Origin of the sequence: Paenibacillus elgii NBRC 100335 (assembly GCF_004000865.1) — a bacterium.
Classification (GTDB): Bacteria; Bacillota; Bacilli; order Paenibacillales; family NBRC-103111; genus Paenibacillus_G; species Paenibacillus_G elgii.
On record NZ_BIMB01000014.1, the window covers coordinates 80,365 to 96,220 of the forward strand.

18 protein-coding genes are annotated in these 15,856 nt (G+C 46.0%); 4 read left to right on the forward strand and 14 right to left on the reverse strand.

Annotation, left to right across the window (positions count from 1 at the left end; all coding sequences use genetic code 11):
- Window positions 1-12 precede the first annotated feature (12 nt).
- Both PEL01S_RS13065 and PEL01S_RS13070 read left to right on the forward strand, forming a co-directional pair.
- Window positions 13-1,728 carry a DUF4214 domain-containing protein gene (locus PEL01S_RS13065; protein WP_063185041.1) on the forward strand — a complete coding sequence of 572 codons (1,716 nt, stop codon included), beginning with the start codon at window positions 13-15 and terminating at the stop codon, window positions 1,726-1,728.
- A gap of 27 nt (window positions 1,729-1,755) precedes the next feature.
- Window positions 1,756-2,394, forward strand: a complete 639-nt coding sequence (locus PEL01S_RS13070; protein WP_127460579.1) for an acetyltransferase — start codon at window positions 1,756-1,758, stop codon at window positions 2,392-2,394.
- A 131-nt stretch (window positions 2,395-2,525) separates the two neighbouring features.
- Here the strand turns inward: PEL01S_RS13070 and PEL01S_RS13075 are convergent, their stop codons facing one another.
- From PEL01S_RS13075 to PEL01S_RS34470, 11 genes are all read right to left on the reverse strand, one after another.
- The gene (locus PEL01S_RS13075) at window positions 2,526-3,938 is read right to left on the reverse strand and encodes an arsenic transporter (RefSeq protein ID WP_127460580.1); all 1,413 of its coding nucleotides are present in this window, start codon (window positions 3,936-3,938) and stop codon (window positions 2,526-2,528) included.
- Between the two features lie 13 nt (window positions 3,939-3,951).
- Window positions 3,952-4,263: an ArsR/SmtB family transcription factor gene (locus tag PEL01S_RS13080; protein ID WP_063185037.1), complete on the reverse strand. Its 312-nt coding sequence runs from the start codon at window positions 4,261-4,263 to the stop codon at window positions 3,952-3,954.
- A gap of 179 nt (window positions 4,264-4,442) precedes the next feature.
- The gene (locus PEL01S_RS13085; RefSeq protein WP_063185035.1) at window positions 4,443-5,174 is read right to left on the reverse strand and encodes a YheC/YheD family protein; all 732 of its coding nucleotides are present in this window, start codon (window positions 5,172-5,174) and stop codon (window positions 4,443-4,445) included.
- The gene (locus PEL01S_RS13090; RefSeq protein WP_063185034.1) at window positions 5,155-6,306 is read right to left on the reverse strand and encodes a 2-aminoethylphosphonate aminotransferase; all 1,152 of its coding nucleotides are present in this window, start codon (window positions 6,304-6,306) and stop codon (window positions 5,155-5,157) included. The genes PEL01S_RS13085 and PEL01S_RS13090 overlap by 20 nt, the downstream gene beginning before the upstream one ends.
- Before the next feature lie 15 nt (window positions 6,307-6,321).
- Window positions 6,322-7,464 (reverse strand): phosphonopyruvate decarboxylase, encoded by a 1,143-nt coding sequence (gene aepY / locus PEL01S_RS13095; RefSeq protein ID WP_174806940.1) that lies wholly within the window; start codon window positions 7,462-7,464, stop codon window positions 6,322-6,324.
- Window positions 7,461-8,360, reverse strand: a complete 900-nt coding sequence (gene aepX / locus PEL01S_RS13100) for a phosphoenolpyruvate mutase (protein WP_063185032.1) — start codon at window positions 8,358-8,360, stop codon at window positions 7,461-7,463. Before aepX ends, aepY begins: the two co-directional genes overlap by 4 nt.
- A gap of 15 nt (window positions 8,361-8,375) precedes the next feature.
- Window positions 8,376-9,113 (reverse strand): YheC/YheD family protein, encoded by a 738-nt coding sequence (locus PEL01S_RS13105; RefSeq protein ID WP_063185030.1) that lies wholly within the window; start codon window positions 9,111-9,113, stop codon window positions 8,376-8,378.
- Window positions 9,114-9,337: 224 nt separating this feature from the next.
- Window positions 9,338-9,430: a dihydroorotate dehydrogenase gene (locus tag PEL01S_RS35270; protein ID WP_100085706.1), complete on the reverse strand. Its 93-nt coding sequence runs from the start codon at window positions 9,428-9,430 to the stop codon at window positions 9,338-9,340.
- A gap of 287 nt (window positions 9,431-9,717) precedes the next feature.
- The gene (locus PEL01S_RS35275; protein ID WP_010493918.1) at window positions 9,718-9,816 is read right to left on the reverse strand and encodes a hypothetical protein; all 99 of its coding nucleotides are present in this window, start codon (window positions 9,814-9,816) and stop codon (window positions 9,718-9,720) included.
- A gap of 402 nt (window positions 9,817-10,218) precedes the next feature.
- Entirely contained in the window at window positions 10,219-11,028 is an 810-nt protein-coding gene (locus PEL01S_RS13120; protein WP_174806941.1) for a DUF2935 domain-containing protein, read from the reverse strand.
- 73 nt (window positions 11,029-11,101) lie between these two features.
- On the reverse strand, window positions 11,102-11,242 hold the full coding sequence (locus PEL01S_RS34470; RefSeq protein ID WP_163768447.1) for a hypothetical protein: 141 nt from the start codon (window positions 11,240-11,242) through the stop codon (window positions 11,102-11,104).
- Between PEL01S_RS34470 and PEL01S_RS13125 the strand changes: the two genes are divergently transcribed.
- Together PEL01S_RS13125 and PEL01S_RS13130 are read left to right on the forward strand one after the other, a co-directional pair.
- Window positions 11,232-11,414 (forward strand): hypothetical protein, encoded by a 183-nt coding sequence (locus PEL01S_RS13125; RefSeq protein WP_063185028.1) that lies wholly within the window; start codon window positions 11,232-11,234, stop codon window positions 11,412-11,414. The genes PEL01S_RS34470 and PEL01S_RS13125 overlap by 11 nt on opposite strands.
- 251 nt (window positions 11,415-11,665) lie before the next feature.
- Window positions 11,666-12,721 carry a hypothetical protein gene (locus PEL01S_RS13130; RefSeq protein ID WP_063185027.1) on the forward strand — a complete coding sequence of 352 codons (1,056 nt, stop codon included), beginning with the start codon at window positions 11,666-11,668 and terminating at the stop codon, window positions 12,719-12,721.
- A gap of 200 nt (window positions 12,722-12,921) precedes the next feature.
- On the opposite strand, the gene PEL01S_RS13135 is transcribed toward PEL01S_RS13130, so the two are convergent.
- The 3 genes from PEL01S_RS13135 to PEL01S_RS13145 form a co-directional block, all read right to left on the reverse strand.
- On the reverse strand, window positions 12,922-13,422 hold the full coding sequence (locus tag PEL01S_RS13135) for a hypothetical protein (RefSeq protein WP_063185025.1): 501 nt from the start codon (window positions 13,420-13,422) through the stop codon (window positions 12,922-12,924).
- A 300-nt stretch (window positions 13,423-13,722) separates the two neighbouring features.
- Window positions 13,723-14,517: a stalk domain-containing protein gene (locus PEL01S_RS13140; RefSeq protein ID WP_127460581.1), complete on the reverse strand. Its 795-nt coding sequence runs from the start codon at window positions 14,515-14,517 to the stop codon at window positions 13,723-13,725.
- Between the two features lie 397 nt (window positions 14,518-14,914).
- Window positions 14,915-15,823 (reverse strand): polysaccharide deacetylase family protein, encoded by a 909-nt coding sequence (locus tag PEL01S_RS13145; protein ID WP_127460582.1) that lies wholly within the window; start codon window positions 15,821-15,823, stop codon window positions 14,915-14,917.
- Window positions 15,824-15,856: the final 33 nt, after the last annotated feature.

Sequence of the window (15,856 nt, forward strand, 5' to 3'; positions counted from 1 at the left end):
GAGGTTTGTCGTATGGACATTATCAACTTAAGATTGAGCAGCGCCCGCTTTACGGAAAAGCTGAAGCAGGCGCCGACGCTCCGCTTTATAGACATTTTGCGCAATCTGCTGCTGCTGGAAGGAGACGAGTTCGTCTGGGAACTGTACCGGCAGTTCTTTTTCCGGGAGGCTGATCCGGAAGGCTTTCAATCCCATATAAACGGGCTGAACGCCGGCGTGCCGAAAACCAGCTTCCTGCTCTATTTCCTGCAGAGCGCCGAAGCCGAACGTCTGTACAGCCCGTCCCAGTCGCCGGCGAAATATCCCCATACGACGTTCATCGGTAGTTTTCACCGGATTAATCACGTGACCGATGTGGAATTCGTATATTACTTATATCAAGACTTGCTGCTGCGCCAGCCCGATCTGCCGGGACTTCACAGCCATATTCACCATCTCTCGCTCGGCTTGTCCCGGGTCCGGCTGCTCTGCAGCTTTATCGAATCCGGGGAATTTCAGGAAAAAATACATGCGGTACCTCCGTTAGCTGCGCCTCCGCTGCCCCATGCGCAGTCCTATAAGCATATCGGCATCTTTCTCGGGTATCAACCGAAGATTTATCTGGATGGGGAAGGCATCGGACGCTTTGTCGTCCGATTGGCAGAAGGCTTGCTGCTGAACGCTCCGGACGTTATGATCCACGTCGCGACGACGGAGCATAATTTTGCGGAAGTGGAGAAATTGTTCCAAGCCTTCGCCTCGCTCTATCCGAACCGGCTGTTTATGCATCATTTTCCAAGCGTCCCTTGGTTGAACCAGCATCTCCCGGTGGACGTCTGGTGCGTGCCCTATGTAGGAATGGATCTGGCCTTGCAGCTTGAGCGTCCTGTCGTTTTATGCGTTCACGACCTCGTGTATACGCATTTTCGGGAGCTGTACGTCCGTAAGCATCCGGAATTGGTTCAAGGCTTGGACAGGATCGTTCATGCCATGGCGGACAAAGCGGCCAAAGTCGTCTTTAACTCGCTGTACGTTCAAAATTATGAAGGCCTCAGCTACTTGCAGCTCCCGCATCATAAAACGCAGGTGATCCGATTGGCAGCCCCCGTGGAGGAATACCGCAATCTGGGATTGCTGGACGAAGGGGCTTTTCGCAGCAAGTATCAATTGCACGGGGATTATCTCGTGTTCCCTTCCATCATTCGGGCGCATAAAAATCACGACCGGCTGCTGGAGGCTTTTCTGAATTACAGGCAATCCCCCGAAGGCCGGGCTTCCAAGCTGAAGCTCGTTCTGACGGATCATTACCGCCACAGGCCGCTGGAACACGAAATCGCCGCGGTGCTGGGACGATGCCGGAACCATGAAGCCTTAAAAAGCATCGTTTACTTGTCGAGACTTCCGTCCCGCGACATGCCTTCGCTGTATAAGTATGCAGCGGGTACAATCGTTCCTACGCTTTTCGAAGGAAGCTGCCCCTTCCCGATTCTCGAATCTTTGACCGTCGATACGCCAGTAGCGATCAGCCGGATCGAGGTGACCCGGGAAGTCGTCAATGATATGAACGCATTCGTCACGTTCGATCCTTACTCGGTGCCCGAGATGACCGCCGCCATCGCGCGGCTTTACCAGAATCGCCATTCCTTGGCCGCCCAAGAGAAAGCCGCCATCCGGGGAACGCTGCAGCGTACGTGGTCCGACGTGGCGCAAGAATATTACCGGCTATTTCAAAGCCTCATTCACCGGTGACCGGGATCGCAAGGAGGTAGATTCCGTATGACGGGGGTACGGAAAGTGGTCGTTATCGGCGCGGGAGGGCATGCCAAAGTCGTTATCGATATTCTGAAGTCCGATCCTACCGTATGCCTTGCAGGCTGCACAACGAAAGCGCCGGGTTCCGAAGTGTCGGGCATTCCTATCCTTGGCGACGATTCCGTGCTTCCACGCCTGTATAAAGAGGGCGTCCGGCACGCTTTTGTCGCCATCGGAGACAACTGGCTGCGCGAGAAGCTGTGCCGGCAGACGGCCGAGGCCGGCTTCGAGCTCGTCAATGCCATTAGCCCGCGAGCCTTTATTGCGGAATCGGCGACACTCGGAAGCGGGATTGCCGTGATGGCCGGCGCCGTGATTCACGCCGAAGCGCATATCGGCGACTACGCCGTCATCAATACGAACGCATCGGTCGATCACGAATGCCGGATCGGCACCGCATGCCATATCGCGCCGGGATCAACCTTGTCCGGGAACGTGACGGTCGGAAGGGGCACCTTGCTCGGCACGGGAACGAAGGTGATCGACGGCATCCGGATCGGAGAATGGTCCGTCGTCGGAGCCGGAGCGACCGTTGTCCGCGACATTCCGGACGATTGCACGGCCGTCGGCGTTCCGGCGCGGGTCATAAAGCGAAGGCAATAGACTTCGTTGGCGGGCGCTTGGCACAGGCTGTTAATCAATAAAAGACGCTTCCCCCGCTAATCGGGATGGAAGCGCCTTTTTGTGCTATTCTGTTCGATCCGGCTTTTAACGGAATCGCGAATGAATCCGAATTAAACGCCTTGTTGTCTGCCTTTGCTCAGCTTGCTCCCCAACACCACTTTCACGATCATCGCTATAGCAACCAGTACCACGGTAATCGTTATCGTAGAAATCCATACGTTCGCGTGGCTAACTTGCAGCAGATAAAGCCATAAATAAAGACTTGAGAGAGTAATAAACAAGGTAGGAACGGTTAAAATTAGGCCGATTTTAAAATAATAGCCCCAGCCGATTTTCATGTTTTTCGCAGATAATACATGCAGCCACAGCAGAGTGGCCAACGAGCCGATCGGAGTGATTTTGGGTCCCAAATCGGAACCGATCACGTTAGCATAAATTAATGCCTCGCGAATGAAGCCCTGTGTTTCCGTCCCCTTAATGGCCAGCGCGTCGATCATGACCGTCGGCAAGTTGTTCATAATCGACGATAGGATAGCCGCGATGAACCCTGTCCCTACGGTAGCCGCGAACAATCCGTTGTCTGCGACGGCTTGGATGACGCTGCCCAACGCATCGGTTAGTCCGGCATTTCGCAATCCATAAACAACCACATACATGCCGATGGAGAAGACGACAATCGACCAGGGAGCCTCTTTAACAAGCTTCCAGGTATGAACAGCCGGGCTTTTTCTCGCGGCTGCAAGAAAAGCGATAGCGGCGATGCCCGCAATAGCCGATACGGGAACGGAGCACAACCCGCTTACGAAATAAGCGATAAGCAGCGCCAGCAAAATAACCCAAGACCATCGAAACAGCCTCATATCCTTAATGGCTTCGCTTGGCCTTTTGAGCCGGGCGGCTTGGTAATTCCTTGGGATACTTTTGCGAAAATACAGGTACAGTACAAGAAGACTCGCCAGAATGGAAAAGAAATTAGGAACGAGCATACGGCCTGCATATTCCGCAAAGCCGATGCCGAAATAATCGGCAGATACGATATTGACCAGGTTGCTCACGACCAATGGCAAGGAAGCCGTATCGGCAATGAATCCGCTCGCCATAATAAACGGCAAAACCATTTTGTCCTCAATCCGAAGCGCCCGGACCATAGCGAGCACAATCGGCGTCATGATCAAGGCTGCGCCATCATTGGCAAACAAGGCAGCAACCGCCGATCCAAGCAAAATGATGCTTATAAATAGGAGCATGCCGTTGCCTCGTGCAAGGCGCGCCATATGTAACGCCGCCCACTCAAAAAAGCCGACTTCATCGAGCACCAATGAAATTAAAATAATGGCTACAAATGTCAAGGTGGCATTCCATACGATGCCGGTTACGGCGGCAACATCCGTGAAGCTCACCACGCCGAACATTAAAGCAAGGACAGCTCCCGCACTTGCCGACCAGCCGATACTCAACCCCTTGGGCTGCCAGATAACAAACGTTAGAGTAACCAAAAAGATAAGAAACGCAGTGACAGCCATAAACTCCTCCATCCTATTCGCAAACGTTTTTGATCTGCCCGATTTTTTCTTTAAACGAAGGAACGGAGTCCAAAGCCACTTGAAGATAGGGCTTGTGTTCGAGGTTTAAGGAATAATAAATCCAGTGCCCTTTGCGCGTTTCGTATACAAGCCCGGCAGCTCTTAATTTGCGCAAATGCTGGCTTGCATTGGGCTGCGACGTCCCCAACAGCTCCACGAGGTCGCAAACGCACAGGGCCCGCTCTTTCAATAAAGCAAGAATCGTTAGACGTGTCTTGTCGCCAAGCAGCTTGAAGCTATCGGCCATTTCATTGATTTGTTCCATAGAACCCCTCTATCGCTCCGGATTCATAGAAATTACAAAAATAAATATATACCAACTCAATTATATAATCAATTGATTATATAAGGAAAAAATGTAAACATCCTATAGACATGGTAAAGCCCCTCTACTAATGAATAATAGAGAGGCCCGCGGTTCACTGCTTATTAGATCTGCACAGATTATTTATATGCCGCAATTCGCCGATACATGGCTCTATCTTTCAGTTTAAGAAAATGGGACATGGACGGAAACAGGTTGGCTTCAATGATCCACGGATGGCCTTTCAGATCAAATCCGACATCCAATCCGTAAATTCGATGGTGTGGAAATAGAACACTTAATCTTCTGGCCGCTCTTAAAGAAACTCGATCCATCTTCCACTGCAATCTTTGCGAAGAAAGATGCTTAATTGTCGAACTTTGAATAGCCGTCTTCACTGGAAGCAGCCTTCCTTTGCTTCTCTCATTATTCGAGACGATATAGCCCCTGCCTGCGACTTTGGTAATCTTTGCCGTTACTTTCCATTTACTAGAGTACCCTTTCCGCTGTATGATGACCCGCATATCAAAAGGACAACCGGCTATGGTCGGGCGGGCAATTCTGCGTTGAATCATATAACGGGTGTTCCCGATTCTTCTTTGGATATATTTGTAAGTGTTTTCTTTCCCCTGTAGCTTGATTTTGATATTCTCAAAGTGCAAAGCATACGTATGGCCGCCTAACGAAGATACTTGAATGACGCCCCGTCCCCGGCTGCCTCTTACCGGTTTCAAAATGACGTGCTGATATTTGGAAATAAGATTCCAAAGAGCAGATCTCGACATCATTCTCGTTTCCGGCACGTAGGGGTCCAACCGTTTGTATTTTTTCAAGAACCAATATTTCAGCCACTTATCTTTTGTCGCCGACATCGCCCGTCTCCTCCTCCCGTTTTACAAAACCGATGCTTTGGAGATAGTGCTCAAGCCGTTCCAGGAACGTTTCGATATCTTGATAAGCAATATCCCCCATCGTTGCGATTCTGAAAGTATTCAATCGATCAAGTTTACCAGGGTAAATGGTAATCCCTTCGCTGTAAAAATAATCGTGCATCTCTTGAAAATGAAAGGCGGCGCAATCCGGTTCGAGGATGGAAGTGACGATTTTGCCGTGATATTGGTCGGGGACGAGGTAAGTTAAACCTAGCCGGGTGATGCCGTGAATGAGCGTGGTCCACGAATTCACATACCGTTCGTAGCGTTCCTGCACGCCTTCCTGCTTTAATTCCTCAATCGCTTGTTTCAGAGCGTAAAGGGTCTGTACAGGCGGCGTAAACCGCATCTGCCGGTGGTCGGAAAAATACTTATACTGCGCATAAAGATTCAAATAATAATTTCTCGGCTTCTTGTGCTTCAGGCTCTCCAATTTGTTTTTTTCCGCTACGACAAAAGAAACTCCCGCCATGCCCTGAAGATTTTTATTGGAGCTTGCGGCCAAATAACGGACATTCATTTCCATCATCTGAATTGGAACAGCGGCAAAAGAACTCATGGCATCCACGATCATGTCGATTCGATACCGGCTGCACAATTCGCCAATCGCCTTAATGTCGTTAAGCAGACCGGTGGTCGTCTCGTGATGCACGACGGCGAGATGCGAGATCGCGCGGCCGGAGGCTTGTATGAACCCTTCCAGAGCAGCCAAATTAATCGCATCATCGGAAGGGCTTTTAAATTCCAGATAATGGAGTCCATAGGCTTCCGCAATCTCACATATCCGTTTCCCATACGCCCCGTTATTGATGACCACGACTACATCTTGTTCCGCCAGGACCGAGCTGATCATGGATTCAACCGCCGCCGTGCCGGAGCCGCCGAACAACACCGTCGTATAATGATCCGGATCGCCGACCAATCGGGTCAGCTCTGCGGAGATATAGGCCATCAAATCGCCGAATTCCGGTTCGCGGGGACAAATATCCGGCACCACCTGCGAGAGCTTCACGCTATCGCTTGTTGTCGCTGGCCCGGGATTAAGCAAGATATTCCTCTTCACAGCCTGCATAGCCTTCCCTCTTCCCTACTGTCCGATAGCCTTTTTCAAAAACCGCTGCAGCCGTTCTTTTACTTCGTAAGGCTTCATTTGCGGACGTCCAAGCTGTTCCTTGGAGTTTTTAGATATTTTCATATATAGAAAAGTCAGTCCTTTAGTTTGTTTCCATTCTCTCAGTGCAGTTTCCAGTTCTTCCAAGCTATGAATATATAGCGACTTCATGTAGCCGCAGGAAGCGGCAATCGTGACGAAATCGCTGTTATGGGATACCGTGCTTTGTCCTCCTGTCGATTCATGCGCGTTGTTGTCGAGCAGAATATGAATCATATTGGGCGGGTGGTAATAACCGTTCGTAGCCAAGCTTCCCATCCGCATAAGCAAGGAACCGTCTCCGTCAATCACCACAATATCTATGCCGCTTTGGGTCAATGCCATCCCAAGTCCAAAAGAACCAATGCAGCCCATGGAGCCTACCATATACAGGTTATGATCGGCATCTTCGATTTCGTATAATTCCCGCCCGGTTTTGCCGGTTGTGGCAAGCTGTACGGTCTTGCTATCCTTCAATGCATTGATGACGGTCAAAGCTTCATAACGCGTCGGCATCTGAAGCTCCGCATGACGGTGCGTTATGAGTTGATTCCCATGGATCGACGATTGTTGTTTTCGCAGCACCTCTACCTCGAACGTCCCTTTTCGAACGACAAAGAAAAAGGAGCGGTTGTTTGCGATATGCTCGTCAGCCTGTACCAGTTGACGCTTGGCCTCTTCCAAATCGTTGGATAAATACTGCCACTCCACTTGCATCAAATCCAGTAGCCCGGTTGTGATTCTGCCCATCAGTTCATGCTGAGGCTCATCGGGAATACCCGGCTCCCCGCGAAGACTGACAAATCCAAGCAGCGGAATCCGGAACGGATAGGTAAGGGAGGTCAATGGGGATACGGCATTGGTCAGACCCGAATTTTGCATGAGCACAACCGACTTCTTTCCCCCCACATAGGCACCGGATGCAATGGCGACCGCATCCCCTTCATTCGCTGCTGCAACGTATTCGCATTCGTTGATGGCATAATTGATTAAATTTTTCAGAAAAGAGCACGGAACACCGCTGAACAGCTGAAATCCCAGGTTTTTCATTTCCTTTCCAAATAACCTCGTGTTGATCATGGGCGTTCATCCGAATCTTTTCCCGTGGAAGGAAGATATTTTTGCTCCGCTGTCTGGAGCTCCCCGGCCCTTTGAAGCCGGAACACTTCCTCAAGCGTAGCGACACCGTCTTCTACATGGACAAGGCTCTTTTCCTGAAAAATTTGGCTGGATGTTTTTTTCATCGCCTCAATCGAGGCCCGCAAATTATGGTTTGCCCAGATAACGAGGCTGACCCCGAGCTCCTGGAACCGGAGTGTCGGAGTGGTGTAATACTTGGTGGGCACGATCACGACCGGCAGCCTTCCGCCCCATTCCTTCATAAACGATTCGATTTCCACGATGTCCGATCTCTTGCTGTGAATGAGAACAGCGTCAGCACCCGCCTGCCGGTAAGCCTCGGCTCGCCGTAGCGCCTCTTCCAGCCCCCATCCTGTGATAAACGCTTCCACTCTTGCCACGACGACAAAATCTTCGTCCGATTGCGTATCTTTCATCGCTTTAATTTTGCCGCAAAATTCATCCACATCAGCAAGCGGTTGAGCTTTGGCATGAATGAAGGAGTTGGTTTTCGGGAAGAGCTTATCTTCGATACAAACCCCTGCAATTTGGCGCTGTTCCAATTTTTTCACCAATCTTCTGGCATTGTTGAAGTTTCCGTAGCCGGTATCCCCGTCAAGCAAGATCGGAACAGACGTTGCGTCACTCATAAATTCCAAAACATCCAGCACCTGCGTCCAGGAAGCTTCATTGTTATCCCTTACTCCCATTGCCGCGGAGATGGATAATCCGCTGGCCCAGATGCCTCTGAACCCGGCCTCTTCGGCAATGGCAGCCGACAGCCCGCTATGGGCTTCCATAATAAATTCCAAATGTTGCGAGTTGATCATTTGTTTTAGTTGTTCTGTCTTTTTCATTGGCCGTTTTCCTTTCTAGTTCATGAGCCGCCTCCGAATCAAACGCTTATTTTTCATAATTCTATGCAGCGGGGTCTTGTCTGGAAGTTGAGTGAACAACATATGGCCGGGCTTCGAATTGGCTTCGATAATCCATATACGGCCGTTTTTCTCAATCCCAAGATCAACTCCCAGTTCACGAATCGCATGCCGTTTATTGATGGTTCTAGCCATATGATGGGAGATCGTTGTTATTTTTCGCAGCGTGTCATTTACTTTTTTTCGATCCTTAAAGAGCCCCGATAACACCCGGTTGAGCTGTACCCCATGTCCGCCTTTGTGATAATTTGTGACGAACCGGCGCGGAGCGGCCACTCGGGCAGCCATACCGGAAATTTCCCATTTCTTATTCGGTTTCTGCATGTAAATTCTGGCGTCAAAAATCGATCCCTTATATTGGGCCAAACGAAGTCCCCGCTGCACCAGATATTGTCCGGATGGTTGCAAATAAGACTGAATCGTCTTATATAAAGAGGCGGGACCGACGCGTGTGCGCCTAAGACCGCACCGGACCTCGTAGCCGTTGCGGACCCTATTGACTCGGATGATGCCGTTACCCCCGCTGCCATGATTGGGTTTGATGAAGATCGTCGAATACGATCTCAGCATCCTCAGAGCCCTCGCATGGGTAAACCAGAGCGTTTCGGGGATATGGTGCCGCAAAACGGAGTGCTGCAGCATTTCCCTATGTTTTTTCATTTTTCCAATTCCCACGGCTATCCTCTTTTCTCCTTAATATTTTTTTTACATTTTATGATGAATATAAATTTCAAACACGGTGTAAACCTATAGTTCAAAAATAATGGTGTGCTTCTACAGGGAACGATGTCCTAGTATTCTTTGGTTGGTTACTTTGGACATAGAAAAACAGAGCCGCCTGACGGCGACCCTTCTAATTAACTCCATATTTTTAAAATTTACATGCGATAAACCGGTGCTTAAATAAAACAGATACTGCAAGCAACGATAACAAGCAGGATGAAAAGAACCAGAATCACGCCTGTGGAAGTAAAACCTCTTACACAACTCATTAGTCAACACTCCTTTGGGTATTATTGAGTATCGGCTTGATCCCTCCCGAGTACCCATGATTTAGTGTATTCGTTAGTGGAAAGATTGTTTGGACAAATAACAGGTAACAAATGACATGCAATTATATAAGCCCGCATTCCCGTCTGTACAAGTCACTTCCTGAAATAAGCGTCACTCATCATTCGATGACATCTGCCGTTTCTGCACCTATCCAGATAATGAAAATTACAGCACAAAAAAAAGAGCCGCCTGCGGCGACCCCTCCAAAATAAAGCTCGATTTCATGTTAGAACCAAAGACTGCAGCTAATAATTACCAACAGAATAAAAAGAACAAGAATCACGCCTGTCGAAGTAAAACCACCGAAGCCTCCAACGGAGCTCATTAGTCAACACTCCTTTAAATAGTATTGAGTACCGTCTTGATCACTTCGCGGTAACTCTAATCCTACAATATGCAGATACAGAATTGAATGTATAGACTACTGACAGGTGGCAATTGACATGCAATTATATCAGCCCACATTCCCGTCTGTACCTGCCAATTTGGCAGAACGGAAGCGTCAAATAGCCCACGTTGATCGGATAAGGTACCATTTTACGAAATGTAGTTACAATTCAGTTGGAACGTTTCGTCCGGATATCCGCTCGCCATGTCCAAGAACGAGTGAATAAAACAAGGGAACTGCCGCTAATGCAAATAAAAAGAGGCTTTTTGGCCTCTTTCAGAAAAAAAACGATGCTCCTAAGTAACTAGGAACATCGCTTAACCCGGTTCATTCCTGTCGTCAATATGATTCGGAGCCATTCCGGCCTTGTAAGAAGTGTTCAAACATATCTAGAATGACAAGAAAATGCTCGGCTTCCCTAAATACATGATCCGCTAACAGTGGATGAATAATGCTTTTTATACGACAGTCGTTTATTAAATCGCGCGCGGTTTTCTTAAAGTCGCGCAAAGATTTGACGGATACTTTATTCTGACCGACAAATTGGCTCAGCAGAGGAACCGTCTGGGATTGGGGGCGCATGGAGCTTAAATCTATAGCTTGAAAGACAAGCTGGTCAAAATCATGGCTAAATTCTCGCGCTTGTTCCACCAGCTTTCGTTCTGACGGATCAAGCAAATGACCGATGAATTTGGCATGGTCGGCCATGATTTTTAAGAAAAATACGTTTTCGTCGATAATGGCATCGGGTAGCGGTTCGAGCCTTCCGGCGTTCAGCTCGGCCAATCGATTTCTAAAATAGTTTGCTTCGCGGCTTATATGATCAACCAATAGCGGGAAGTTATTGGCCCCGGGTAATTGGCAGCTCAGGATTAGCCCCAACACTTTTCTTTTAAAAGCCCAAATATAGCTGGCCGCCGTGTAAACTTCCGTATTAAATTGGCGAATCGTCTGCGGATCCGTATTCGCTTCATAAGCGTGCGATTTGAGTTCAATTTGTTCAAATACCGCATAAAATTGATTGGCTTCATGAATCAACTGAGTATCTTCGCATCGGAAGCCTAGTCTAAGAAAAAAGGAATGTTCCTTCATAATACGGGACCAAAACCTTATTTCTTCAAGCGAACGAGCAACGAACAGATCCGACATGGACATTCCTCCCCGCATTTAAATGCTTCCTTCTTCTATAATGCCTATGCGGTCCATTCGGTTTTAAGATCAATTACTTACCCGATTCCGTCATCCGATCGTACATCTTTCGAATGCCCTGCCTGTTTAATTCCGACCTTCCGTGAAATATCGTCAACTCCGGGTGATGCTTGATTCGGCGCACATAGGAAGCGGCCGATAACGTGGTCTCCATCCCTTTCGACGCCGCCCGGATCGAGCAGGCCATTGCCACGCAGTTAAGGCGGAGACGCCTGCCGGGGCTCCGCAACCCGTACGACGACCTTACGGCTCATCCGGAGAAGGAGCTGGCCGAGCAGCTCGCCCGTCTTCAAACGCTACCTAGCGTTTGGAATAAGTTGAATTAAGAGGTAATAAAAAAGGGCCGGCCCAAAAGTTTGTGGCTGGCCTATTGCGTTCCTCATGCTCGAATTGACCAATGTTTTGTAGCAACGATTTCGGCATGCTGTTCTTTTAACCGATGCGTTGAACGACACTTTTCTTTCTATGTCTACACTTCATATTAAAAATAGATAGAATATTATGGTAATATATTGAAAAATAACTGTATTTTTGAAATATATTGTGTTATTATTTTACTTATAAGGGAGGTTAATACATGATTATACATCCCAATATGGAATTAGAAGATATTTTGTCGGAGGACAAGCCATTGTCATGCTCGCAAATGTATTCAATAGCAGAGCATCTCTTTAAGCTCGGGAGAAAAAAAGATGCTGTTCCTTTCTTTCGTTATGTCGTAAATCATGAACAAGAATGCGATCATGAACAATTCATCATGAGTCAGTACCGTTTATTTCTGGCTTTAATAGGGATTGGCGCAGAGGAAAATAAAGAAGCCTTGCTTCGTTTTGAGTCTTACTACAACCAATTGCCGGAACATGTCCGGTTAGATGCTATACTGCAAATGGCAAACGTTTACTATACGTTTTGGGATTGGGACAAAGTGGAAAGCTATGCGGATGAATTACATACCTTGGCAAAAAAGCGATACGATCAAAAACTATCAGATCATTTTGAAGATGAGCCAACAGAACGTCATTTGGTCGTATATTATGGACAAGGATTCCTCCTGAAAGGGATCGCATTAACTATGCAAGGAAAATACGAAGAAGCGAAACCTTATGTGAAAGAGTATTCCGATCTTGGATGGTTTGAGCTTCTGGACGAAACCGGGAGAAGGGAGGTTGAGAAATTTCGAATTTGGGGTAAGGGGAATATGTATACGCTGGAGCTCATGACCGGGAACAAAAACGTGCTGCATGATTTTGCCAAATTCCTTGATGAACACCCGGAATATACTTTACCTTATTTGCTCAGTATTATGGAAGCCGCTAACAAATTCAATCTTCTCATCGATGAAATTATTGAGCGTTTTTGCCAAAGAATCCCCCCTTTAAATTCATCTATAAGCTATATCAACGGCACGCAATTGTTTCACTATTGGTATGAGAAATCGATCTACAGCTTTAATAACGGAAAAATTGGCGACGGGATCAATGAACTGCTGTATGCTTTGTACCTTTCTCGTAAAATACAATACTATTCCGGATTTGAGCGATGTATTACGTTATTCGAAGATCATGACGAATACGCCACGGAACAGCAAAAGAGGGAGTACAAAAACATATTGAATGGAGTGTCTGAACAATGAAAAAAATATTGTTGTCACTGCTCATGGCACTAATGTTATTGAATGGCGGACACTTAACAGAGGCGCATCCTATCACGGCAGATAAGCTGGATCAGACAGATCACCATGGCGGAGTTGGCGGCTGACGTTATATAAAGAAGATAAAGGGCTGTTCCAGAATGCCATGAACTTGGCAGTGGAAGGGCCCTTTTTACAATAGTTCACGGTGTTAGAATGACTAACTTTTCTACGTCAAACCAGTCTTTTTCCCCCATTTTTCCAATAACTGATGCAAGCATTTCTTTGGTAAAAGCTTCATAGTTAAATAACTCTGCCGTCATCTCGAATTTTTTCGCGTAATAGTTCCCTTTGGAGTCCTTTGCATATACCAAATATTTACTGACTTCACTGTTGCCATCCGGATATTCAAACTGTAATATATATATTTCATTTATGCCCTTCGACATGATATGTTCCTGTCTTTTATGTATCGAATTAATCCATTGTATAACGTTACTTTTTTCTTTTTCGTCAAAAAAAACATTAATCAGTTCCGGTTGAGTTTTATAGGAATCTGAACGATACAGATGGATGTTAATCAATCTTAAGTCGTTGGCCGGGAATACATCCGATAACGCTTGATTATTATTAATGTTCTCATTCGTTGCAAGAGAGCAGCCCGGCAGTAAAAAAATTAGTATTAAAAAATATACATATTTCATTTTTCAATACAACTCCTTATACTAACAAAAGCCTAACTGACAATTTGAGAAAAAGCGCACATAAGAAGAACCTGCGGCATCAAGGATCTGCTTTTCGCTTTAGCTATGTTATATGAAATCGACGGCACGAATGAACAACTAGGAATTCAAAAGAAAGTGGAAGAAATGCCCGGCGAAAAGAAATATGATTAATGGAATTGACGATTACTATAAAACAAAACATACATAAGTCTGGTTGCAACTTATTAATAATGAAAATTAAAAAAGGATCGATCTTAAATAGAGCGATACAAGAAGACATCAACCTGAGATTATAGCATTTACCAGTTGCAATACTTGACTGTTGCTAAGTTTCATGTATGATGCAATATTACTTATATCCATTTTCTTATCACCAAGCTTTGATAGTTGATCTTCTGTAATCATTTTCGATTTTAAATGTATAATCGAGTCTTGCTCCTTTTGTTCCCGGGAAATTAACAAAGGATGATAAAGGGCACCCTCAACCTTTCCAAATGTTAAAGTAGCATATTTAAAATTAGTTGCATCGCCTTCTATTGTGTTTTCGTAAGTGGATATTCCTGTATCAAAGGTATGATTTATTGGTAATTGCCCAATAAGATTAGCTTTCTCGTCAAATAATCTTAAAGTGCCTCCAAGATCATTTTGAGGAATATCATTCTTAATTTGGAAGGATACTCTCGAATTGATTCCTTCCTTAGTAACTTTAATATTTCCATATGCCATATGGTTGTTTGTTATATATGGGAGTGCCGCTGAAGTTACATCATTAACGAGATATTCAGATGGAATGGGAGCGGGTTCTTGGCCATTCACTCCATAATTGATGATTACTCTTTTCTCTACAGAGTCGTATCCAATATTCATACTGCTATTCTCGGCAATGAACCTAATCGGAACGTAAGCATGGCCGTTATAGTTTAGACTTGTGTATTCTTCGGGAAGTTGCTTTTCTACACTGTTAAAAATATATTTAACTGAAAAAAAGGACACCTCTGGAGAGTTGGATGCAAGTGTCGAGGCTCCAAGGGACAAACTTGCGCCAACTATTGCACCCATAACAAATTTTTTCAAAAGAAATCACCCTTTCATCTGAACCTTAATGAATTAAACGAACTAAATTAATTGAAAGTTACGTGATTTCCAAAAAATATGCATCCCCCTTAATTCAAGGAAGATGCATATTTGATAATTAGTGTTTAATTAAATCTGATGCTCACTTGGCTCTCGGTATAAGGAGTAATTAAATTAGGTAAAATTTCTGAGCCAGCAAAACTCCCATGACCTATTGCGCTAACCATGCAAAAGCAGTATGAAGAAGCAAAAAAATATGTTTCCAAACGCACCATCGTGAACTATCAAGAAATCGATGTAACTCGCTTGCAAGAAAAAATCTGTTTCTTTTATGAAATTTCCAATAAATGCTAAAGGCATCTTTATTTTCACAAAAAGAAAATAAGATGCCCTCCTGTTATTCCGACATGCGCTGACTTGTAAGATAATTCTTTAACGTAATTTTTAATCTCCCAATTAAGGTTGTTTCGTCATTCAGTTTGTGAAGCAGCTTCCCTGGCGTTACGTCTGCAGACCCCGCATTGATCCGTTTCACCAGCTTGGTTCCGGGAGCGTTTAAACCGTCCATCCCCGTAAAGAAATATTGAATCCCCACCGTATTTCCAAGCTCGAGAAGCTTCTCATTGTACCTTCCATGCGGCAAGCAAAACAACTTGTCATGCGCTCCCAGCTTGCTCTCTATGATCTGATCCGCCTGCACAAGATCCGCCTTGACTCGCTGCTCGTACTCCTCTTCGGTTTCCATTCGGTTCCTATTTTGCAAATAAATCGGATTGGTCAGTGGGTCAACGGGCTTGCCGTTCAGATCTGCTGCAAAATCATGCGCATTATAGGTATGGGAATAAAAGCTAAATCCATCGTTCTTCATTTCCTGAATTTCGTTCCAATTCAAAAAAGGGGTGCCTGGATCTGTACCCAAATAGTTTACAATAATGAAATTGGTCGCTACCATGTTCTGCTCTTTCAGTATCGGATAAGCATATTTGTAAAATGATTCGTAACCGTCATCGAAGGTGAGTACTACCGCATCCGAAGGCAACGAACGCCGCCCTTCCAGAAATTCGATAAAATCCTCCATCGAAATAACGTTGTAATGGTTTGCTTTTAATGCTAGCAGATGCTGTTTGAAAGCTTCAGGAGTAATCGTATAGGCCGAAGCTTCGGGATCGATGTGATGATACTCAAGCACAGCTACCTCATTGCTGAAGTGGGTTCCCTTACTGCTTTTTAACCCGTCATTAATAAAAGCACAAGTGAACATGATAACTAAAAAGATCGTTCCAATCCATTGAAAAGACAGCCGCATCGTTGGTATTCTCCGTTCCCGATTAAGTAACTT

Coding starts and splice junctions, on each gene's coding strand:
- PEL01S_RS13065 (WP_063185041.1), top strand. CDS start 13: ATGGACATTATCAACTTAAGATTGAGCAGCGCCCGCTTTACGGAAAAG.
- PEL01S_RS13070 (WP_127460579.1), top strand. CDS start 1,756: ATGACGGGGGTACGGAAAGTGGTCGTTATCGGCGCGGGAGGGCATGCC.
- PEL01S_RS13075 (WP_127460580.1), bottom strand. CDS start 3,938: ATGGCTGTCACTGCGTTTCTTATCTTTTTGGTTACTCTAACGTTTGTT.
- PEL01S_RS13080 (WP_063185037.1), bottom strand. CDS start 4,263: ATGGAACAAATCAATGAAATGGCCGATAGCTTCAAGCTGCTTGGCGAC.
- PEL01S_RS13085 (WP_063185035.1), bottom strand. CDS start 5,174: ATGTCGGCGACAAAAGATAAGTGGCTGAAATATTGGTTCTTGAAAAAA.
- PEL01S_RS13090 (WP_063185034.1), bottom strand. CDS start 6,306: ATGCAGGCTGTGAAGAGGAATATCTTGCTTAATCCCGGGCCAGCGACA.
- aepY (WP_174806940.1), bottom strand. CDS start 7,464: ATGATCAACACGAGGTTATTTGGAAAGGAAATGAAAAACCTGGGATTT.
- aepX (WP_063185032.1), bottom strand. CDS start 8,360: ATGAAAAAGACAGAACAACTAAAACAAATGATCAACTCGCAACATTTG.
- PEL01S_RS35270 (WP_100085706.1), bottom strand. CDS start 9,430: ATGAGTTGTGTAAGAGGTTTTACTTCCACAGGCGTGATTCTGGTTCTT.
- PEL01S_RS35275 (WP_010493918.1), bottom strand. CDS start 9,816: ATGAGCTCCGTTGGAGGCTTCGGTGGTTTTACTTCGACAGGCGTGATT.
- PEL01S_RS13120 (WP_174806941.1), bottom strand. CDS start 11,028: ATGTCGGATCTGTTCGTTGCTCGTTCGCTTGAAGAAATAAGGTTTTGG.
- PEL01S_RS34470 (WP_163768447.1), bottom strand. CDS start 11,242: ATGGAGACCACGTTATCGGCCGCTTCCTATGTGCGCCGAATCAAGCAT.
- PEL01S_RS13130 (WP_063185027.1), top strand. CDS start 11,666: ATGATTATACATCCCAATATGGAATTAGAAGATATTTTGTCGGAGGAC.
- PEL01S_RS13135 (WP_063185025.1), bottom strand. CDS start 13,422: ATGAAATATGTATATTTTTTAATACTAATTTTTTTACTGCCGGGCTGC.
- PEL01S_RS13145 (WP_127460582.1), bottom strand. CDS start 15,823: ATGCGGCTGTCTTTTCAATGGATTGGAACGATCTTTTTAGTTATCATG.